This window comes from Neoroseomonas terrae, assembly GCF_018129025.1.
Taxonomy (GTDB): Bacteria; Pseudomonadota; Alphaproteobacteria; order Acetobacterales; family Acetobacteraceae; genus Neoroseomonas; species Neoroseomonas terrae.
Genome location: NZ_JAAEDI010000034.1, coordinates 25,484 through 45,702, shown reverse-complemented (window position 1 = coordinate 45,702; position 20,219 = coordinate 25,484). Strand labels below are relative to the sequence as shown.

Annotated in this window: 19 protein-coding genes; 13 read left to right on the top strand and 6 right to left on the bottom strand. The window is 70.0% G+C overall.

Features of this window, described 5'->3' with window-relative positions; translation table 11 throughout:
* Positions 1 to 162 precede the first annotated feature (162 nt).
* A complete protein-coding gene (locus GXW78_RS24430) occupies positions 163 to 630 on the top strand; it encodes a biliverdin-producing heme oxygenase (RefSeq protein ID WP_211871522.1) in 468 nt (155 codons plus the stop codon).
* Positions 627 to 3,161 carry an HWE histidine kinase domain-containing protein gene (locus GXW78_RS24425; RefSeq protein ID WP_211871521.1) on the top strand — a complete coding sequence of 845 codons (2,535 nt, stop codon included), beginning with the start codon at positions 627 to 629 and terminating at the stop codon, positions 3,159 to 3,161. Before GXW78_RS24430 ends, GXW78_RS24425 begins: the two co-directional genes overlap by 4 nt.
* A 75-nt stretch (positions 3,162 to 3,236) precedes the next feature.
* On the opposite strand, the gene GXW78_RS24420 is transcribed toward GXW78_RS24425, so the two are convergent.
* Both GXW78_RS24420 and GXW78_RS24415 read right to left on the bottom strand, forming a co-directional pair.
* Positions 3,237 to 3,707, bottom strand: coding sequence for an MmcB family DNA repair protein (locus GXW78_RS24420; RefSeq protein WP_211871520.1), 471 nt, complete (start codon positions 3,705 to 3,707; stop codon positions 3,237 to 3,239).
* Positions 3,708 to 3,761: 54 nt separating this feature from the next.
* A complete protein-coding gene (locus tag GXW78_RS24415) occupies positions 3,762 to 4,595 on the bottom strand; it encodes an SDR family NAD(P)-dependent oxidoreductase (RefSeq protein WP_211871519.1) in 834 nt (277 codons plus the stop codon).
* A gap of 91 nt (positions 4,596 to 4,686) precedes the next feature.
* Here GXW78_RS24415 and GXW78_RS24410 point away from each other — a divergent pair, with 91 nt between their 5' ends.
* Positions 4,687 to 5,805: a PQQ-dependent sugar dehydrogenase gene (locus tag GXW78_RS24410; protein WP_246522596.1), complete on the top strand. Its 1,119-nt coding sequence runs from the start codon at positions 4,687 to 4,689 to the stop codon at positions 5,803 to 5,805.
* A 4-nt stretch (positions 5,806 to 5,809) separates the two neighbouring features.
* Here the strand turns inward: GXW78_RS24410 and GXW78_RS24405 are convergent, their stop codons facing one another.
* Positions 5,810 to 7,039 (bottom strand): type VI secretion system contractile sheath domain-containing protein, encoded by a 1,230-nt coding sequence (locus GXW78_RS24405; RefSeq protein WP_211871518.1) that lies wholly within the window; start codon positions 7,037 to 7,039, stop codon positions 5,810 to 5,812.
* 100 nt (positions 7,040 to 7,139) lie between these two features.
* Here GXW78_RS24405 and GXW78_RS24400 point away from each other — a divergent pair, with 100 nt between their 5' ends.
* Positions 7,140 to 8,303, top strand: coding sequence for an MFS transporter (locus tag GXW78_RS24400; RefSeq protein WP_211871517.1), 1,164 nt, complete (start codon positions 7,140 to 7,142; stop codon positions 8,301 to 8,303).
* Positions 8,304 to 8,698: 395 nt separating this feature from the next.
* Here GXW78_RS24400 and GXW78_RS24395 read toward each other — a convergent pair whose 3' ends face one another.
* Positions 8,699 to 8,917 carry a hypothetical protein gene (locus GXW78_RS24395; RefSeq protein ID WP_211871516.1) on the bottom strand — a complete coding sequence of 73 codons (219 nt, stop codon included), beginning with the start codon at positions 8,915 to 8,917 and terminating at the stop codon, positions 8,699 to 8,701.
* Positions 8,918 to 9,048: 131 nt separating this feature from the next.
* Here GXW78_RS24395 and GXW78_RS24390 point away from each other — a divergent pair, with 131 nt between their 5' ends.
* The 3 genes from GXW78_RS24390 to GXW78_RS24380 all read left to right on the top strand — a co-directional run bounded on the left by GXW78_RS24390 (position 9,049) and on the right by GXW78_RS24380 (position 11,748).
* Entirely contained in the window at positions 9,049 to 9,798 is a 750-nt protein-coding gene (locus tag GXW78_RS24390; protein WP_211871515.1) for an SDR family NAD(P)-dependent oxidoreductase, read from the top strand.
* A 96-nt stretch (positions 9,799 to 9,894) separates the two neighbouring features.
* Positions 9,895 to 10,917, top strand: a complete 1,023-nt coding sequence (locus GXW78_RS24385; protein ID WP_211871514.1) for an aspartate-semialdehyde dehydrogenase — start codon at positions 9,895 to 9,897, stop codon at positions 10,915 to 10,917.
* A 27-nt stretch (positions 10,918 to 10,944) separates the two neighbouring features.
* Entirely contained in the window at positions 10,945 to 11,748 is an 804-nt protein-coding gene (locus GXW78_RS24380; protein WP_211871513.1) for an APH(3'') family aminoglycoside O-phosphotransferase, read from the top strand.
* A 16-nt stretch (positions 11,749 to 11,764) separates the two neighbouring features.
* Here GXW78_RS24380 and GXW78_RS24375 read toward each other — a convergent pair whose 3' ends face one another.
* Together GXW78_RS24375 and GXW78_RS24370 are read right to left on the bottom strand one after the other, a co-directional pair.
* Positions 11,765 to 12,409, bottom strand: coding sequence for a trimeric intracellular cation channel family protein (locus GXW78_RS24375; protein WP_211871512.1), 645 nt, complete (start codon positions 12,407 to 12,409; stop codon positions 11,765 to 11,767).
* Positions 12,410 to 12,419: 10 nt separating this feature from the next.
* Entirely contained in the window at positions 12,420 to 13,649 is a 1,230-nt protein-coding gene (locus tag GXW78_RS24370) for an MFS transporter (protein WP_211871511.1), read from the bottom strand.
* A 272-nt stretch (positions 13,650 to 13,921) separates the two neighbouring features.
* Here GXW78_RS24370 and GXW78_RS24365 point away from each other — a divergent pair, with 272 nt between their 5' ends.
* The 6 genes from GXW78_RS24365 to GXW78_RS24340 all read left to right on the top strand — a co-directional run bounded on the left by GXW78_RS24365 (position 13,922) and on the right by GXW78_RS24340 (position 20,204).
* Entirely contained in the window at positions 13,922 to 14,764 is an 843-nt protein-coding gene (locus tag GXW78_RS24365) for a class I SAM-dependent methyltransferase (RefSeq protein WP_211871510.1), read from the top strand.
* A 164-nt stretch (positions 14,765 to 14,928) separates the two neighbouring features.
* Entirely contained in the window at positions 14,929 to 15,375 is a 447-nt protein-coding gene (gene sdhC, locus GXW78_RS24360) for a succinate dehydrogenase, cytochrome b556 subunit (protein WP_211871509.1), read from the top strand.
* A gap of 5 nt (positions 15,376 to 15,380) precedes the next feature.
* The gene (sdhD, locus tag GXW78_RS24355; RefSeq protein ID WP_211871508.1) at positions 15,381 to 15,773 is read left to right on the top strand and encodes a succinate dehydrogenase, hydrophobic membrane anchor protein; all 393 of its coding nucleotides are present in this window, start codon (positions 15,381 to 15,383) and stop codon (positions 15,771 to 15,773) included.
* A 103-nt stretch (positions 15,774 to 15,876) separates the two neighbouring features.
* Positions 15,877 to 17,685 (top strand): succinate dehydrogenase flavoprotein subunit, encoded by a 1,809-nt coding sequence (gene sdhA, locus GXW78_RS24350; RefSeq protein ID WP_211871507.1) that lies wholly within the window; start codon positions 15,877 to 15,879, stop codon positions 17,683 to 17,685.
* Positions 17,686 to 17,699: 14 nt separating this feature from the next.
* Positions 17,700 to 18,482 (top strand): succinate dehydrogenase iron-sulfur subunit, encoded by a 783-nt coding sequence (locus tag GXW78_RS24345; protein WP_211871506.1) that lies wholly within the window; start codon positions 17,700 to 17,702, stop codon positions 18,480 to 18,482.
* Between the two features lie 156 nt (positions 18,483 to 18,638).
* A complete protein-coding gene (locus tag GXW78_RS24340) occupies positions 18,639 to 20,204 on the top strand; it encodes an ABC transporter substrate-binding protein (RefSeq protein ID WP_211871538.1) in 1,566 nt (521 codons plus the stop codon).
* The last annotated feature ends 15 nt before the right edge of the window (positions 20,205 to 20,219 follow it).

Genomic DNA, 20,219 nt, shown 5'->3' with positions numbered 1-20,219 from the left:
GCCAGTTCGGTCGCGGCGTGAACTCCTGTATTCTGGCGGGCGTTAAGCAGCTTCACGTCTTCCGAGCCAAAGCCCTACATGCCGCCTGACACTGCATCCGCAATCTCAGTCAACGCCCTGCACGGGGCACTCCGGTCCGCCACGGCCGATCTACATGAAGCGGTGGAACAGCGCTTCTCCCGTTTCGATCTCGGCTGCCGCGATGGATACCGCGCCTTCCTTTCCCTTCAGGCAGCGGCGGTGATACCGCTCGAGGCCGGGCTGGAGCGCGCCGGAATCGAGCGCGAGTTGCCGGACTGGCCGCAGCGCAGCCGCGCCGCCGCGCTGCTGGCGGACCTTGCCGCGATGGGCCACACACCGGCGCCTGTTGCCCCCGTTACCGTCGCCGACGGTCCCGAAGCGCTCGGCGCAGCGTATGTGCTCGAGGGCTCGCGCCTTGGCGCCGCGGTACTGCTGCGCCAAGCCGGCACCGGCCTGCCGGACCGCTTCCTTCGCCACGGCGCACGATCTGGCCTTTGGCCGAGCTTCCTCGCCCGGCTGCGACGAACACCGGAAGCCCATGGCCCCGCGGCCATCCGCGGTGCACGTCTCGCCTTCGCGCAGTTCCTCGACGAACGGGTGCCGGCATGAGCGAGCCTACCCCCCAGACCCTCGACCTGACCAATTGCGACCGCGAGCCGATCCACCGGCCCGGCCGCATTCAGGACATCGGGGCGATGATCACTGTCGATGCCGGCGGCGTGATCCGCCATGCCTCCGCCAATGCCGGCGACTATCTGGGCGTCGCGGCACGGGACCTGCTCGGCAGGCCCGCCATCGATGTCATCACGCCCGAAGTCTTGGACGCACTGCGTCGCCAGGCGGCGCAGGCGCGCGGCGACGCCCCCGAGCACTGCCGCGCCATCCGGCTGCATGAGCGCGGCACGCTGGTGGATGTGGCACTGTTCGACTCCGGCGGGCTGCTGGTGATCGAGGCCGAGCCCGCCGACTCGGCGGGTGGGCATGAGCTCGCGCGCCGCGTCCGGGAGATCGTGCGGCATCTGGACGTCGCAGGCAGCCATATCGAACTCTGCCAGGCCGGAGCGGACCAGCTCGCGCGCCTGCTCGGCTTCGATCGCGTCATGGTCTATCGCTTCGATGATGACGGCTCGGGCGAAGTGATCGCCGAGACCGTGCGGCCGGGCGTGGGTTCCTTCCTTGGCCAGCGTTATCCGGCCGCCGACATTCCACAGCAGGCGCGCGCGCTCTATCGCCGCAACTGGATCCGCACGATTGCGGATGTGGATGGGCCGCTGGTCGACATCCTCGGTGACGGCGCGGGCGTGCTCGACCTCTCGCTCAGCGCCCTCCGCGCCGTCTCGCCGGTGCATCTCGAATATCTGCGCAACATGGGCGTCAGCGCTTCGCTGTCGGTCTCGATCATCCTGAACGACCAGCTATGGGGGCTGCTGGCCTGCCACCACTACGCGCCGCGCGCGGTCAGCAGCCAGCGCCGCACTGCCGCCGAACTGTTCGGGCAGATCTTCTCCCTGGCGTTGCAGAGCCGGCAGATCCGCGACGAGGCCGACCGCGAAGCGAAGGCGCGCAGCGTGCAGGACCTGGTCCTCGCGCGCGTCGCGGCGACCCGGACGACGACGCGCGAACTCGGCGCGCTGCTGCCCGAGATCGCCGCGACGCTTGCCGCCGACGGCGCCGCACTGTCGGTCCAGGGCGACGTCCGCCTGTGGGGCGAGGCACCATCGCGAGAGGCCCTCGCCGGCATCCTCGACCATCTCCGCCGCGAACCGCCGACGGAGTTGCGGATCGTCGAAAGCCTCGGTGAATGGCATCCCGCCGGCGGCTCGGGCCTGGGTGATGCCGCGGGCATGATGGTGCTGTCGCTGTCCCGCGTGCCCCGGGACTATCTCATCTTCTTCCGTCGCGAATACGCGCGCACCGTGGTGTGGGGCGGCGAGCCCGTGAAGCAGGTGGGCCCGCTGGGCGACCGGCTGACACCCCGCAAATCCTTCGAGGCCTGGCAGGAGGTGGTGCGCAATCGCTGCGCCCCCTGGACGCCGCTCGACCGGCGGATCGGTGCCGGGCTGCGACTGACCCTCGCCGAGATCGTGCTCCGGCTGTCGCAGGAACTGGTGGACGAGCAGCAGGCCGCGCAGCAGCGACAGCAGCTGCTGATCGCTGAGCTGAACCACCGCACGCGCAATATCCTCGCCCTGGTTTCCGGCCTGGTCGCGCAGTCGCGCGCAGGTGTGGAGCGCGCCGACGGCACCGCGACAGCCGCCATGGCTTTCGGCCAGCTCGAAGGTCGCGTGCAGGCGCTGTCGCGGGCGCATGACCAGCTCACGCGGCAGCATTGGCGGCCGGCGCCGTTGCGCGACCTGCTCGCTCAGGAGTTGGCTCCCTACGACACCGGGCCGCGGCGCGTGCGGCTCGACGGACCCGACGTGCTGCTGACGCCGCGCGCCTTCTCGACGCTCGCGCTGGTGGTCCACGAGCTCGCGACGAACGCGGCCAAGTATGGGGCGCTCAGCGCGGTGCACGGCAGCGTCTCCGTGGTTTGGCAGCGCCAGCCGGACAGCGCGCTGCGCATCGCCTGGCAGGAGACCGGCGGGCCGCCGGTTCAGGCGCCCCTGCGGCAGGGCTTCGGCAGCACCTTCGTCGAGCAGTCCGTGCCATTCGACCTCGGTGGCGAGGCCCGCGTCAGCTACGAGTTCGAAGGGCTGAAGGCGTGGCTCGTCATTCCGGCCGCCCATGTGCAGGATGGCATGGCTCAGCCCGCGGCACCCGCGGCGACGGCACCGACAGCCACGCCGCAGAAGCGCTCGGGCCGCGTCATGGTGGTCGAGGATGACTTCATCATCGCGCTCGACCTGCGCGCGGCGCTGCGGCGGCTCGGCGTGGGCGAGGTCGCGACTGCATCGACGGTGAAGCAGGCGCTCGCGGCGATTGATGCGGCGCCGCCCGATTTCGCGTTGATCGACGTCAATCTCGGCGGCGAGACGTCCTTCCCGGTCGCCGATGCGCTGGCGGCCCGCGAGATCCCCTTCGCCTTCGTTACCGGCTATGGCGACGACGCTGCCGTGCTGGGGCGCTTCGCGGGCAGGCCTGTTCTTCGCAAGCCCTTCGATCGCACGGCGCTGGCGAGCCTGCTGCCGGCCGGGTAGCGCCTTGCCGCCGGTCGCTCCGGTACCGAGAACCCCGCGGCGGCGCAAAGCGCACGAACGAGGGCCACGGGTGGCTTACTCGAGCCGCAGCGCTGCCCGCATCTCCGCCGCACCGGCGGGGTCCGCCAGCGCCGCCAGCCGCCCGGCCGCCAGCATCGCGACGCGCTGCGTCAGGGCCCGGCGGCGCGCGGAGGCCAGGCGGTGTTCCGGCGCCTCGCGGATCAGTGCCGCCTCGCGGTCCTCGGCGACGACGAGCCCGACCTCCTCGGGAAGCAGTGTCTGGGGGAAGTCGAGATCGACCGCGAAGTACAGCCGGTCGCACCAGGCGCGGTAATCCTGCCACTTGCCGTCGCACAGGAAGTCGCGCGCACAAGACTTGATCTCGATGATCGCGAAGTCGCCATTCGGCAGCAGCGCGACGATGTCGGCGCGGCGGCCGTCGGGCAACGTCACCTGCTCGACCGGCGCCCAGCCGCGGATGGCGCAGAAACGCGCGGCGGCACGGGTCACCGCCAGGGTGCGGATCGGGGCGGCAATGCTCTCCATGCCGCCCATGTTCCCTCTTCGTTCGCCGCGACGCAAGCGGCGGCGGCGATGGCGCTACCGCACCAGCCCACCCGGCTTGGGCGACGCACTCGCCGCCCCCGAGGACCGCCCCGCATCGACAGGCAGCGTGACGCCGGTAATCCAGCGCGCGGCCGGTGAGGCAAGGAAGCACGCAGCCTCCGCTACGTCCCAGGCCGAGCCCTCCACCTTCAGCATCCCCGCCGTCGCGCGCTGCTGGCGCAGTTCCTCGGTCATGCCGCGCGAGGCCACCATCGGCGTGTAGACATAGCCCGGCGCCACCGCATTCACGCGGATCAGGTCGCCACCGTGATGCGCCGCCATCGCTCGCGTCATCTGCACGATCGCGCCCTTGGTCGTCGCGTAGAGCAGGCCCGGATGCCCGCCTTGCAGCCCGGCGACGGAAGCGAGGTTCACGATCGCGCCACCGTCCTGCTTGCGCATCTCGGGCACGGCGTACTTCGCCATCAGCATCACGGATTTCACGTTCACCGCCATGCCGTGATCCCAGCCCTCGGGATCGACCGCCGTCGCATCGCCCGACGGGCCGCTGATGCCTACATTGTTCACCAGGATGTCGAGGCGCCCCCACAGGCGCAGGGCCTCGGCCACCGCCGCCTTACAATCAGCCGCCTTCGACACGTCGCAGACCGCGGACGCACTCACGCCACCGTCGGCGTGGATCATGTCGCCCGTGCCCTTCAGCCAGCCGAGCTCGACGTCCAGCAGCAGCACCTTTGCACCGCGCCGCGCAAGCAGCGCCGCGATCGCGCGGCCATTGCCGACCGTGGTGGCGGTGGTGCCCGAATCGCGCGATCCCGCGCCGGTGACGATGGCGACACGGCCGTCGAACCGCGTGTTGTCCTGCATGCTTCGCTTCCTCCTGCTTCGTGCCAGCCTGCACCGGGACGGCGGGGCTGCAAAGGTTGCGGGGCACGCATGGCGGGGCCACCTGTGCTGCATGATGCGCCGTGCCCTGCTCGCCTCCCTCGCCCTGCTCGCCACACCCGCCCTGGCGCAGGAGGCGCCGGTCACCTCGGAACGCGCGACCTTCCGCGTCACCACCTTCGCCCGCGGCCTCGAACACCCCTGGGGCGCCGCCTTCCTGCCGGATGGCTCGCTGCTGGTCACCGAGCGGCGCGGCCGGCTGCGACGGGTTACGCCGGATGGCCGCGTCTCCGCCCCGCTCGCTGGTGTGCCGCAGGTCGAGGCCGCGGCGCAGGGCGGACTGCTCGACATCGCCCTCGCACCGGATTTCGCGCGTACGCGCGAGGTCTTCCTGTGCCAGGCGGCCGCGGTGGCGGGCGGTGCCCTGACGCGGCTGATCACCGCGCGCCTTTCACCCGGCAATGACGGTCTGACGGCTGTGCGCCGCGTCCTCGATGCGACGCCCGCGCAATCCTCCGGCCGGCTGCATTTCGGCTGCCGCATCGTCTTCGACCGCGACGGCTTCCTCTACCTCTCGACCGGCGAGCGCAACGAACGGAACCGCGCGCAGCGGCTGGACGACTTGGCCGGCAAGGTCATCCGCCTGACGCGGGATGGCCGCGTGCCGCCGGACAACCCCTTCGTCGGCCGCAGCGGTGCGCGACCCGAGATCTGGTCCTACGGTCAGCGCAACCCCCAGGGCCTCGCCGTGAATCCCTGGACCGGTAGCCTGTGGGAGGCCGAGTTCGGCCCCCGCGGCGGCGACGAGATCAACGTCATCCGCCGCGGCGCCAATTACGGCTGGCCGGTGGTGAGCTTCGGCCGCGAATACTGGGGTCCGCGGATCTCCCGTGAGACCGCGGGGCCGGGCATCGTCGACCCGATTCATGTCTGGACGCCGTCGGTGAGCCCCTCCGGCATCGCCTTCTACGATGGCGAGGCCTTTCCCGGCTGGCGGCGCAGCCTGTTCGTCGCGGCGCTGTCCGAACCCGGCCTCGTGCGCCTGACCACCGATGGGGACCGCGTCACCGGTGAGGAGCGACTGCTTTGGGGCCGCGACCGCATCCGGCAGGTCGTGGTCGGGCCGGATGGCCGCATCTACCTCCTGACCGATGCGTCAGACGGCGCGGTGCTGCGGCTCGACCCCGCATAGGCGGCTACGGCAGGTTCAGCATCACCCTGTGTGCCGCTGCCGGTGTTCCCTTCGGCAGCCGCGGCCTGAGCCGCGCTGACAGCAGATGCACGCCCGGGTGTCCCTTCGCCTCCGGCAACTCCGCGCTGCCCTCGGCGAGCGGCCCGTCCTCCCCGCAATACCCTTGCAACCAGGCATTCAGCGCCCGCGCCGCGGCGGCCGTTCCGTGGCCGCGATGCAGTTCTCGGGCCCCGCGCACCGCCAGCGCCTGCACGAATCGTCCCATCCCCAGCACCCAGGGTAACCGGGCCGCCGCCACCGCATCCGCGCTCGCCGCCGCATCGTGGTAGCGGCGCGGCCGGTGCAGTGTCGGTGCTACCAGCAGCGTCGCGCGATCCGCGCCGGTCGGGACCAGGGTGGCGAGGCCGAGAGTGACGAGCGTCGCCTCCGCCTCCGCCGCGTCGCATTCCGTCGGCATGCGGCCCATCGGCGGCAGGCCGGACTCAGCGCCGCCCTCATGGCCCTCGATGCCGGCACTCCAGCCGTCGCGCCGGAAGGCCTCGGCCGCTCGCGACATGAGCACCCAGCCGCCCCCCGTCCAGCGCGGCGCCCCCTCCCCGCCACGCGCCAGCACGCGCGGGCCGACCAGCGTCACGAAGCGTGCTTCCTCACTGTCGCGCAGCGACCGCCAGGCGGCGTGGCGCGGGCCCTCATGCACGCGCGCGACGTCGCGCTTGCCCGGCAGCGCCGCCCATTCCGTCAGGTCGAGCAACGCGGGCGCCGCATGCACCACCACCGGCACGAACGCGCCTGCCCCGGCGGCCGCCAGCCCGCGCAGCGCGAGCACATCCTCCGGCTCGGCGCCGAACTCGGCATCCATCAGCAGCAGCCCGAAGGGCTCGCCGGACCCCAGGCCCTCATCCCACAGCAGCAGCGACAGCTCGCTATCTGCCGGGTCCTGCACGGCGCGGAGGTCGCGCATCATCTCGCGCTTCGTCAGCGGCATCAGCTTCACCACGGCCGGGGCCCCTTCCTGCGCCCCGACGAGCCGGTGCAGCGACCGCCAGGCCGCCTCCATCGCCACGAAGCGCGGATGGTTGCAGATCGCCGCCTGCATCAGCGCGATCATCGCCTCGACCCTGGCAAGCGCACGCTCCTCAGACCCGCCGCCGAGCGTAACCGCAGGGCGCGCCGCCTCGGTCGCCGCCAGCACCGCGGCCAGCGGATCCTCGGCGTCATCAGGCGTCTGGGGCATCGCAACCTCCGCTGTGGGGAGAAGGCAGGGTAGCGTGCCGCGCAGGACCTGTCCCGCCACGGCTTGACGGGCGCAGGCGCGGCGCGCTGTGTGAACGCGCTTGCGCCCTGACCTCGCCCTCCTCCCCCTGCTCGCCGCTGCCGGCTTCGCCGCCGGGGGCGGCATGCGCCTGATGGACCCCCTGCTGCCGCTGCTCGCCGCCGATTTCGGCGTCGTCGTCGCGGCCGTGGCGCCCGTGGTCGCCGGCTTCATGCTGGCTTATGGCGCGGGGCAGCTCGTGACCGGGCCGCTCGGCGACCGCTTCGGCAAGGTCCGCGTCGCGACCTGGGCGCTGCTGCTCTACGGGCTGGGCCTTGCCGCGTCGACGCTTGCCTGGGATCTGGCCTCGATGACGGTGCTGCGCACCGCGACGGGCCTCGTCGCAGGCGCAGTCATTCCGCTCGCCATCGCCTGGGTGGGGGACGCAGTTCCGTATGAGGACCGCCAGGCGACGATCGGCCGCTTCCTGACCGGCATGGTCATGGCGCAGCTCCTGGTCGGGCCTTTGTCGGGCGTCGTCGCGCAGTTCTTCGGCTGGCGAGCGTCGTTCCTGGTGCTCGCCGTGCTGGCGCTGGTGGTGGGTGGCCTGCTGGCGCGCCGGCTCGGGGCGGCGACCATGCTGGGCGGTGCGGTCGGCCAAGCGCGTGGCTTCGGCTTCGCCCAGTACCTCCGGCTGCTGCGGGCGCCCGCCGGGCGCCGGCTGATGGCTGCTGCGGCCATCGACGGCGCGGCCCTGTTCGGTGGCGCCTTCCCCTTCACCGGCGCCTATCTGATCGAGCGCTTCGGCCTGTCCCCGGCCGAGGCCGGCCTCGTCGTGGGCGGCTTCGGTCTCGGCGCCTCCATCTATACGCGGGCGGCGAAGCGCCTTATCGCCCGGCTAGGCGAGCAGGGAATGGTCGCGGTCGGTGCCGCCGCCATCGCCGCCTCGCTCGCCGGCATGGCCGTGGCGCCGGGCTGGTGGGTGGTCGCGGTGTTACAGGTGCCGATGGGCATGGCCTTCTACATGTTCCACGGCGTGCTGCAGGCCCGCGCCACGGAAGCCCTGCCGGAGGCACGGGCGACCGCCGTGTCGGCCTTCGCCATGGCGCTGTTCCTGGGGCAGAGCCTCGGCGCGCTTGCCTTCGGCGCCGTGCTGCACGCGGCGGGCTACGGCGCGGTGTTCGCCGGGGCGGCCGTGGTCGTCGCCGGGCTGGGCGCGTGGGTGGCGATGGCGCCGGCGCGGTGAGAGCGCGCTGGAGAGCGGCGCCGCCCGTCTCCAAACCTCACCTCGCCCAAGGCCTTCCTGATTACGCCGATGTTTCCGCTGTCGAGTTGGAGGGGCTTTGCCCCTCCAAACCACCCCAGCAAAGGCCGAAGGGCGTTTGCAAACCTCCACTTGGTGCCGTGCGCCATGGTCAGGAACGATGCCGAAACCCACTCCCGCGCACGAAACGCGCTTGGAGGAGGCAGCAGGCCCGTCGCGCTCGGCGCCCGCAGATTGCGGTCCAGGGGCAACCCCCTGGCGGGGTGGTCCGGAGGGGCAGCGCCCCTCCGTTCTCCGATGCCTGAAGCAACGGCCTAGTCGGGAAGGCCCTTCGGCCTTTGGTAGGCGCGAAACACTGCTTCGCGCCGTCGACACGCCTACTCTTCGTCGTCTTCACCTTCCACGATGGCCGCCTGAAGCTGCTCCGTCGTGATCAGCAGGATCCTTCGCGCATCGAGGATCTGCGGCGCCTGATGCTGCAGTTCCTCCCACCGCTCCTCGACCGCATCCAGCGCGGCATCGAGGTCGGGGAAGGTCTCGGTTTCCGGCGCGGCGCCGGCGGAACGCCAGCGCAGCGTGACAGGGCCTTGGGTCATGGGCAGCACCGCGATTGAAATGATAGCACCAGCACATAGGCGCGAAGCCACCGGCTTGGCCAGGGGGCAGCCCCTCGCCGCCTCGCCACGGGCAGGGTAAGCACGCCGGGTCGATCTCGAGGAAACTGGACATGACGCAGCAGCGCAGAACCGCACTCATCACCGGCGCCGGCCGCAACATCGGGCGCGCCGTCGCCCTCGGCCTGGCGCAGGATGGGCTCAACGTTGTGGTGAACGGTTCATCCAACCGCGCAGCATGCGAAGCCGTGGCCAATGCCGCCCGCGCCTTCGGCGTCGAGGCAGCGGTCGTCATGGGCGATGTCGGCAGCGAGGCCGAATGCAGCCGCATCGCCGCCGAGGCGACGGCCCGCTTCGGCGCCGTCGACGTGCTGGTCAACAACGCCGCGCTGCGTCCGGCCAAGCCCTTCCTCGAGATGACCGAGGCCGAATGGCGCCGGGTGATGTCCGTCGATCTCGACGCCGCAGTGTGGCTGTCGCGCGCCTGCCTGCCGGGGATGGTCGCGCGCGGCTGGGGGCGCATCGTCAACTTCACCGGCATGAATGCGATGCACGGCTATGCCGGCCGCGCGCCTGTCAGCGTGGCGAAGCATGGCGTCTGGGGCCTGACCAAGGCGCTGGGCAAAGAATTCGGTCCGAAGGGCATCACGGTGAACGCCGTCTCGCCGGGCCCGATCGCCGCGGACGATGCGGACGCCCAGGCCGTGCCGGCCGATTATCGGGCCGCCGCTGTCGCGAAAGTGCCGCTCGGCCGAGAGGGCACGCCGGCCGAGGTCGCGGCCGTCGCGCGGATGCTGGTCTCGGACGCGGGCGCCTATGTCAACGCGCAGATGCTGCAGGTGAACGGCGGCGCGCAGACCTGAAACGCCGGGACGCGCCAGGGACGGGCCACGGCCTTCCCTGGCGGCGGCACCGCCGGCGCTGCTAGACCGCGCGGGTTCACACGAAAGGGGCGCCACATGCGTTACAAGGTCGCCGTCGTCGGGGCCACCGGAGCGGTGGGTCGCGAGATCATCAAAACGCTCGCGGAGCGCGACTTTCCGGTACAGGAAGTGGTGGCGCTTGCCTCCGGCCGGTCGGCCGGGGCCGAGATGTCCTTCGGTGCCGATGCGGTGCTGAAGGTACGCGACCTCGACCGCTACGACTTCGCGGGAACGCATCTGGCGCTGTTCTCGCCGGGCGCTGCGGTCTCGGCGGTGCATGCGCCGCGGGCAGCGGCGGCGGGGTGCCTCGTGATCGACAACACCTCCCAGTTCCGCATGGAGCCGGGGGTGCCGCTGGTCGTGCCGGAGGTGAACCCGCAGACGATCGCGAAGCGGCCGAAGAAGGGGATCATCGCCAACCCCAATTGCTCCACCATCCAGATGGTGATGGCTCTCAAGCCGCTGCACGACATCGCGACGGTGAAGCGCGTCGTCGTCGCGACCTATCAGTCGGTGTCGGGGGCGGGCAAGGAAGCGATGGACGAGCTGTGGTCGCAGACCCGCGGCGTCTTCGTGAACGACCCACCGACGCCCGAGCAGTTCACCAAGCCCATCGCCTTCAACGTCATCCCGCATATCGACCGCTTCATGGACGATGGCGCGACGAAGGAGGAATGGAAGATGGCGGTGGAGACGCGGAAGATCCTCGACCCGGACATCCAGGTGGTGGCGAGCTGCGTGCGCGTGCCGGTGATGATCGGCCACGGCGAGGCTGTGCATGTGGAGTTCGAGCGCCCGATCACCGAGCGCCAGGCGCGCGAGGCGCTGCGCGAGGCGCCGGGGATCACGGTGCTCGATACCCGCGACGACGGCGGCTACGCGACGCCGATCGAGATCGCGGGTGAGGATGCGGTGTTCATCTCCCGCCTGCGGCGCGACCCGACAGTGCCCAATGGGCTCGCCTTCTGGTGCGTGGCGGATAATCTGCGAAAGGGTGCGGCGCTGAACGCGGTGCAGATCGCGGAGGAAGTGCACCGCAATGGCGTGCTGGCGTCATGACGCACGGAAGCGAAGCGCGCTGACCGCATGGACGGTCTGGCAGCGATGCTCGAACGCTCCGGGCAGGCATGGCTGCCGGTCAGGTCCGGGGAATCGGGCGCCCGGATCTTCCGGCGGACGGATGGTTTCGCCCACGCCAAGGCCGTACCGCCGGACCGCGCCGATGAACTCGCCGGCGAGCGCGATCGGCTCGCATGGCTGGGCGGGCGCGGTATCCGCGCGCCCGAGGTGGTCGGCTGGCGTGAGACGGAACACGGCGCCTGGCTGGAGATGACGACGATCCCCGGCGTGCCGGTGGCGGCGCTTGGCGGGGAAGCGCTGCTGGCGGCATGGCCGATCATGCTCGAGCAGCTTGCAAGCCTGCATGCCCTGCCCGTCGATGAATGCCCGTTCGACCGGGGCCTTGCACGCATGGCCGAGCGCGCTGCCGACGTCGTCAAGCGTCAGGCGGTCAATCCGGATTTCCTGCCCGACGAAGATCGGGCCATCCCTGCCGAACGCCTGCTCGCGCGCATTGAAGCGGAACTGCCAGCGAGGCTGGAGCAGGAGGCCCTCGATCGCGTCGTTTGTCATGGCGACCCCTGCCTGCCCAATCTGATGATCGACCCGGCGACATCGCGGTGCACCGGCGTGATCGACCTCGGCCGGCTCGGCCGGGCCGACCGTCATGCCGATCTGGCGCTGCTGCTCGCCAATGCCGGCGAGTCCTGGACCTCGCCGGAGCAGGCCTCCCGCGCCTTCGACCTCCTGTCCTCCGCGCCCGGCATCGGGCCGCCGGATCGCGAACGCCTCGCCTTCTACCTCCGGCTCGATCCGCTGACCTGGGGATGAGCGAGCGCCGCGGCGGTCATCGCTGGTCGGGATACTCCCTACCGGGCCGGGCCCGGTAGGTCGGCAGGGACCAGCCGCCGAGGATGGCGGCGGCGCGCGTCCCGAAGCCGAGCGCGATGCCACAGGACAACGCGACCGTGCGCTCGACCCCGTGATAGTGCAGCAGTGCCGCGCAGGCCGCGCCCAGCGCCGCCGCCGTTACGTAGATCTCCCGCCGCAGCACCAGCGGGGTCTCGGCGCAGATGATGTCGCGCAGCATGCCGCCGGCCGTGGCGGTGATGGTGCCCATCAGCACGGCGACCCAGGGCGCGGCGCCGACGCTGAGCGCCTTCTCCGCCCCCAGCACGGCGAACAGGCCGAGGCCCACGGCGTCGGCCCAGAGCAGCAGCACGAAGCGCCGCTCGACCAGATGCGCGGTGACGAAGACGGCCAGCGCCAACCCCGCCGCCAGCGCCACCATGCCCGGCTGCGCCAGCCAGAACACCGGCTGTCCCAGGATGAGATCCCGCACCGTACCGCCCCCGAAGGCGCAGATGCAGGCGATCAGCATGAAGCCGACGGGATCGAGCTGCTTGCGCGACGCGCTCAGCGCGCCGGCGACGGCCAGCACCGCCACCGCCGCCCAGGTCAGCGCATCGAGCAGATCGTCGAAGACAGTCACGTGCCGGCGGTCACTCCGCCGGGACGGTCGCCGCCCGGCGGCTGCGCGCCTCCGACTGCGCCGATCCGGCGCAGAGCAGTGACAATCCGAGCAGCAGGGCGACCACAGGCAACACGAGCACCGGATAGCCCATGTCGATCAGGAAGCCGAGCGGCACCGGCGTGATGGCCGATCCGAGCGGCAGGCCGGAGGAGACGAATCCGAACACCTTGCCGATCTCGCCCGGCGGCGAGGCATCCTTCAGCATCACGTCGCGCGGCGTGCGGGAAGCGCCCATCGCAAGGCCACCGAGGAAGCCCACGACGGGCAGCAGGACCTCGGGCATCGGCATCAGGCCGAGGGCGAGGATCATCGCCATGGCGAAGCCCGTCAGCACGACGACGAAGCCGATCAGGTTGCGCTTCGAGGTGTCGGCGACCCAGCCGCCGACCAGCGTCCCGCCTGTCGCACCGATCATGTACCCGGTCAGCACCATCGAGCCGACGGCAACCGGCGTGCCCCACAGCTTGCCGAGCACGGTGATGACCCAGGCCTGGATGCCGGAGCCCGCCATGGACGACAGCAGGAAGAAGGCGAAGAACAGCAGAATGGGGCGGGAGAGCAGCAATTCCCGCCCGCTCGGCCCACCCTCGACGACCGGCTTCTTCGGCTGCTCCTTCAGGATGCGCGACTGCAGCAGGATCGCCACGACGACCGGGATGCCGAGCAGCCCCACCGACAGCAGTGCCATCCGCCAGCCCATCGCCGCGGCGAGCAACGCGATGACCGGCGGCGCCAGCGCGAAGCCGAGATTGCCGGTGAAGGTATGCAGCGCGAAGGCGCGACCCATACGCGTCTTGTCGATCGACCCGGCCAGGATCGCGTAATCCGCCGGGTGGATCACGGAATTGCCGATGCCCGACAGCACCGCGAGCAGCCAGATCGCCCAGATCCCAGGCGCGAACGCCATGGCCGAGACCGACAGCGCCATCAGCAGCGTGCCGCCCACCAGGAAGGGCCGCGCGCCATGCCTGTCGACCCAGAAGCCGACCGGGGTCTGCAGCAGCGCCGTGGTGCCCGACATCAGCGCGACCGCCAGGCCGAGCTCGGCGAAGGAGACGTGGAATTCGTCGCGCCAGAAGAAGAACAGCGGCGGCAGGGTCAGCATGTAGAAATGGGACAGGAAATGTCCCGTGCCAATCAGCGTGATGATCCGCGCATCCTGGCCGATTCCGGCGGGTTTGGAGGTCTCGGCGGGCATGGTTCGACCCTGGCCTGTGAAGTATCCTCCAGGCTGAGCGCAGGATGCTTCCCCGTCAACGGTGCGGCAGCCTAACATTCCCTCCATGCGGGCAATGGGTCCGGATCGACCGCCCGTGGGCCTTTCGTCCTCCGCCGCGCCGTCACGGCGCGATGTTGCGGTCGTCCGGTGCAGGGCCGTGGCCACGACGGGCCGCGGGGCGGTCCGACAGAAACGCACTTCGCCCGGAAGCCCACCCTTCCTATGCTTCCGCGCGAAACCGGGGGATTTGCATGTCGGATGAGCCGGCGCCGCTGTCACAGGCTGAGATCGACCAGTATACGCAGCAGAGAACCGGCGGCGATCGCACCCGCCTCGAATGGCACGGCTTCAAGGTCCACAGCCAGTCCGACGAGGACGGCATCATCGAGCGCATCTTTTCGCTGATCGGCACGACCGACCGGCGCTTCGTGGAGTTCGGCTGCGAAAGCGGCAGCGAAAACAATACGCACTACCTGCTCGACCAGGGCTGGACCGGCCTGTGGATGGAAGGCAACCCGAACTACGCACCGCTCGTCCGGGAGAAGTTCCGCGCGCAGATCGCCAGCGGCCAAGTGCGCTTCGTCGAGACCTTCGTGACGCCCGACAACATCAACGCAATCCTCAAGGAGCAAGGCGTCACCGGCGAGATCGACTTTCTGAGCATCGACATCGACAGCAACGACCATCACGTGTTCGAGGCGATCGACGCGATCTCGCCGCGCCTGGTCTGCATCGAGCACAACCATACCTTCCCGCCGGGCGTCGCCTGGGAGATGCCGTACGACACGGATTTCCGCTGGGATCCGGCCTCCGGCGAGGCGCCCTACGGCGCGTCGATCACCTCCATGGCGGCGCTCGCCGCACGCAGGGGCTACGTGCTCGTCGGCTGTGGGCTCTGCTCGGCGAACGGCTTCTACGTCCGTTCCGACCTCGTGGGCGACCACTTCACCGGACCGTTCACGCCGGAAGGGATGTTCAACCCCCTCGAGTACAAGATGATCCTGCGCTACCCGGCGCGCAGCCCGGCCCCGGCCCCGGCCGTTCCGGCGCGCCCGGGGATTTTGGCGCGGCTGCGACAGGCGCTCGGCATGTAGCGCGGGCGCGGCGGCGTTTGTTGCGAGCGCCTCGCAAGTACTTGCCGTGGCGGCAGAAAGTCCCGCCGCGGATTTGACGCTATCCGGCAGCCCACCATACAAGGACCGGGACAAGGCCGACCCTCGGCTCGGGGATCGGGGAAGCGGCCCACTGGAGTTGACCCATGTCGAAGATCACCGACACGCGCGAGGCCGTGATGGTCGGCCGCCGGTCGGACGGCAGCCTCGTCCGCCGCCCACTGTCGCCGCATCTGCAAGCCTATGACATGATGCAGATGACCTCGGCGCTTTCCATCACCCATCGCATCACCGGCGTCGTCTGGTCGATCGGCCTCATTTTCCTGGTGTGGTGGCTGGCCGCCACGGCCTCCGGTGAAGCCGCCTACAACGGGGCGATGTGGTTCTTCTCCTCCTTCCTGGGCGTGCTCGGCCTGCTCGGCCTGACGGCGGTCGCCTGGTACCACACGCTGAACGGCATCCGTCACCTGTACTGGGACAGCGGCCGCGGCTTCGATCTGCCGACGACCTACCTCACCGGCCGGGTGGTGCTGCTCGGCACCGCGGCGCTGACGGCGCTGACCTGGTTCATCATGTTCCTGACCTGGATCTGACGCCGATGGCCGCGCCGCAGATACGCTCCCTCCGTTCCCCGCTCGGCCGCGTGCGCGGCCTGGGCGCCGCCAAGGGCGGCACGCATCACTGGTGGATGATGCGCGTCACCTCGATGGCGCTGCTGCCGCTGACGATCTGGCTGGTCTTCGCGCTGGCCCGCATGCCGGATGCGACCTGGCTGGAGGCGACCATCTGGATCGGCCGGCCATTCAACACGGTGATGCTGCTCGCCTTCCTCGCCGCCGCCTTCCACCACACGGCCTATGGGCTGCAGGAAGTGGTCGAGGACTACGTGCGCGGCGACCTCGCGAAGCTCGGCACGCTGATGGCGATCAAGGGCGCGTGCTTCCTGCTGTGGCTGACGGCGACGATCGCCGTCCTGCGGATCGCGCTCTGACCGGGGCTGGCGGGGCCGCGATGACGGCCCAGATGTGGACTGACAGAGGACGGCAGCCGGGGCGATCCGCCCCGCGCCGTGGACGATAAGCGAGACGGATGCGATGAACGCGATCAGCAAGCCTTCGAACGGCGCCTACCGCATCGTGGACCACACCTACGACGTCGTCGTGGTGGGCGCGGGCGGCGCGGGGCTGCGGGCCACCTTCGGCATGGGCGCGGCGGGGCTTTCCACCGCCTGCATCACCAAGGTGTTCCCCACGCGCTCGCACACCGTGGCCGCGCAGGGCGGCGTCGGCGCCTCGCTCGGCAACATGGGCGAGGACGACTGGCGCTGGCACATGTACGACACCGTGAAGGGGTCGGACTGGCTGGGCGACCAGGACGCCATCGAATACATGTGCCGCGAGGCGGTGCCGGCGATCATCGAGCTGGAACACTTCGGCGTGCCGTTCAGCCGCACCGAGGACGGCAGGATCTACCAGCGCCCCTTCGGCGGCCACATGACGCATTACGGCAAGGAGCCGGCGATGCGGGCCTGCGCCGCCGCCGACCGCACGGGCCACGCGATCCTGCACACGCTGTACCAGCAGTCGCTGAAGCATAATTGTGAGTTCTTCGTCGAGTATTTCGCCCTCGACCTCATCATGGAGGAAGGCGTCTGCCGCGGCGTCATGGCGTGGAACCTGGAAGACGGTTCGATGCATCGCTTCCGCGCACAGACTGTAGTGCTCGCCACCGGCGGCTACGGCCGCGCCTACTTTTCCTGTACCTCGGCGCATACCTGCACGGGCGATGGCGGCGGCATGATCCTGCGCGCCGGCCTGCCGCTGCAGGACAATGAGTTCGTGCAGTTCCACCCGACCGGCATCTACGGCTCGGGCTGCCTCGTGACCGAGGGCGCCCGCGGCGAAGGCGGCTACCTCACCAATTCCGAGGGCGAGCGCTTCATGGAGCGCTACGCGCCGACGGCGAAGGACCTCGCCTCCCGCGACGTCGTCTCCCGCGCCATGTCGATGGAGATCCGCGAGGGCCGCGGCGTCGGTCCGCACAAGGACCACATCCACCTGCATCTCGAACACCTTGGTGCCGAGATCCTGCATGAGCGGCTGCCCGGCATTTCCGAGACGGCGAAGATCTTCGCCGGCGTGGATGTGACGAAGGAGCCGATCCCGATGCTCCCGACCGTCCACTACAACATGGGCGGCATCCCCACGAACATTCACTGCGAAGTGCTGGCCGCCACCGGCACCGACCAGGACCGCGTCGTGCCCGGCCTCATGGCGGTGGGCGAGGCGGCGTCGGTCTCCGTGCATGGTGCGAACCGGCTCGGCACCAACTCGTTGCTCGACCTGGTGGTGTTCGGCCGCGCCGCGGCGCATCGCGCGGCGGAGACGATCAAGGCGGGTGCGACCCAGGCACCGTTGCCGCCCAAGGCCGGCGAGGCCTCGCTCGACCGGTTCGACCGCGTGCGCAATGCGAAAGGCAGCACCTCGGTGTCCGACCTGCGCCTGACGATGCAGCGCGCCATGCAGACCCACGCCGCCGTCTTCCGCACTTCCGAACTGCTGAAGGAAGGCGTGGAGAAGATGGACAAGGTCGCCGCCGGCTATGCCGACATCAAGATCGCCGACCGCTCCCTAATCTGGAACAGCGACCTGATGGAGGCGCTGGAACTCGACAACCTGATCGGCAACGCGCTGACGACGATCCATGGCGCCGAGGCGCGCCATGAGAGTCGCGGGGCGCACGCGCATGAGGACTACCCCGAGCGCGACGACCAGAACTGGATGAAGCACACCCTGGCGCGCGTGGACGACAACTACGCCGTCAGCCTGGACTACCGCGACGTGAAGATGCGCACGCTGACGAACGAAGTGCAGGTCTTCCCGCCGAAGCCGCGCGTGTACTGAGGACAACCGACCAGATGGCCACCTTCACGCTTCCGAAGAACTCCACGGTCGGCGAGGGCCGCACCTATTCCGCGCCGGCCGGTGCCAAGAACGTCAAGGCGTTCAAGATCTATCGCTGGGATCCGGATGGCGGCGCCAATCCGCGCACCGATACCTACGAGATCGACCTCGACGCCTGTGGCCCGATGGTTCTCGACGCGCTGATCAAGATCAAGAACGAGGTCGACACCACCCTCACCTTCCGCCGGTCCTGCCGCGAGGGCATCTGCGGCTCCTGCGCGATGAACATCGACGGGCTGAACACCCTCGCCTGCCTCAAGCCGATCGAGGATGTGACGGGCGACTGCCGCATCACCCCGCTGCCGCACATGCCGGTGGTGAAGGACCTCGTGCCGGATCTCTCGCAGGTCTATGCGCAGCTCCGCTCCGTCGAGCCCTGGCTGAAGGCCGACACCCCCCCGCCGCCCGACAGCGAGCGTCTGCAATCCAAGGAGGAGCGCGCGAAACTCGACGGGCTATGGGAATGCATCCTGTGCTTCTGCTGCTCGACGGCCTGCCCGTCCTATTGGTGGAACGGTGACCGCTACCTTGGCCCCGCGGTGCTGCTGCAGGCCTATCGCTGGATCGCCGACAGCCGCGACGAACACACCGGCGACCGGTTGGATGCGCTGGAAGATCCGTTCAAGCTGTATCGCTGCCACACCATCATGAACTGCACGCGGACCTGCCCGAAGGGGCTGAACCCGGCGCAGGCGATCGGCGAGATCAAGAAGCTGATGGTCGAACGCCAGGGTTGAACCTCCGGCGGCAAGACGCATGAGAAGCGGGAGGAGCCACAAGCTCCTCCCCTTCTTTTTTCAGCTTTCCACACCGGCCCGCCGCTGCGATGTTGCCCGCCAACACGGAGGCGATGCCGGTCGAATACGAGACCGGGAGACTCAATCGTGAAGCGTATGAAGACCGCGGCCTACGCCGCCGGCATCCTGTTCGCCGTGACCGGCGCTGCCGGTGCGCAGACGCTGACCATCGGCGCGGGCGCGCCCGTCACCTCGATGGATCCGCACTATCACAATTACGGCCCGAACAACGCGGCCACCATGCATGTCTATGACCGGCTGGTGGAACGCGACGGGCATGCGCGCCCTCACCCGTCGCTCGCCACGTCCTGGCGCGCCGTGTCGGACACGGTGTGGGAATTCAAGCTGCGCGAGGGCGTGACCTGGCACGACGGCAAGCCCTTCACGGCTGACGACGTCGTCTTCACCTTCTCCCGCGTGCCGAATGTCGCGAACAGCCCGGGCGGCTTCGGCGGCTTCCTCCGCGCGATCGAGCGCGTCGAGGTGGTCGATCCGCACACTTTCCGCCTGCACACGCGCCAGCCGCATCCGCTGATGCCGCTCGACCTGTCGTCGGTCTCCATCATCGCGCGCCACGTCAGCGAGAATCCGACCAGCGAGGATTTCAACGCTGGCCGCGTCGCGATCGGCACCGGACCGTACCGCCAGGTCTCCTACCGCCTTGGCGACCGCGTCGAGTTCGAGCGCAACGACGCCTGGTTCGGCCCGGCGCAGCCCTGGCAGCGCGTCTCCTATCGCATCGTCGGCAATGACGGCGCACGCACCGCGGCGCTGCTCGCCGGCGACGTGGACATGATCGAGCAGATCCCGACCACCGACGTCGCGCGGCTGCGCCGCGACCAGCGGCTGACGGTCACCTCCATCGCCAGCCTGCGCACCGTCTATCTTGCGCCGGACTACGGCAATGACGGCGGCTTGGCGCTGGTCACCGACAATGCCGGGCGGCCGCTACCGGCGAACCCCTTCAAGGACGCGCGCGTGCGCCGCGCGCTCTCGATGGCGATCAACCGCGAGGGCCTCGTCAGCCAGATCATGGAGGGTGAGGCGACAGCGACGGCGCAGTGGCTCCCCGAAGGCGCCTTCGGCTTCAACAATCAGGTGGCGACGCGCCGCTACGACCCCGCCGCGGCGCGCCGGTTGCTCGCTGAAGCCGGCTATCCCGAGGGCTTCCGCGTCACCCTCGCCGCGCCGAACGACCGCTGGCCGAACGATGCGCGCATCGCGCAGGCCGTCGCGCAGATGTGGACGCGCATCGGCGTGCGCACGCAGGTCGATGCGCTGCCCTGGACCGCCTTCGTCGCGCGCCGCGCCCGCTTCGACTTCGCGGTGCAGCTCGGCGCCTGGGGCTCGTCGAGCGGCGAGGCATCGAACTTCCTGGTCAACACGCTCGCCACGCGCGATCGGTCGCGGCTGACGGGCGCGAACAACAACGCGCGGTATTCGGATGCGAGGTTCGACACGCTCGCCGCGCGCGGTTCCGAGACGCTGGACGATGCGGCGCGCGAGGCGATCTGGCACGAGGCGGTTGCGCTGTATGCGGAGGAAGAGCCGCTGATCCAGCTCATGCAGTACGTGAACACCTGGGCGCTGCGGCGTGGCCTCGCGCACGATCCGCGCATGGACGAGCGCACCGTTGCCATGGGTGTGCGTCCGGCGCGCTGAACGTAACAGGGCCCG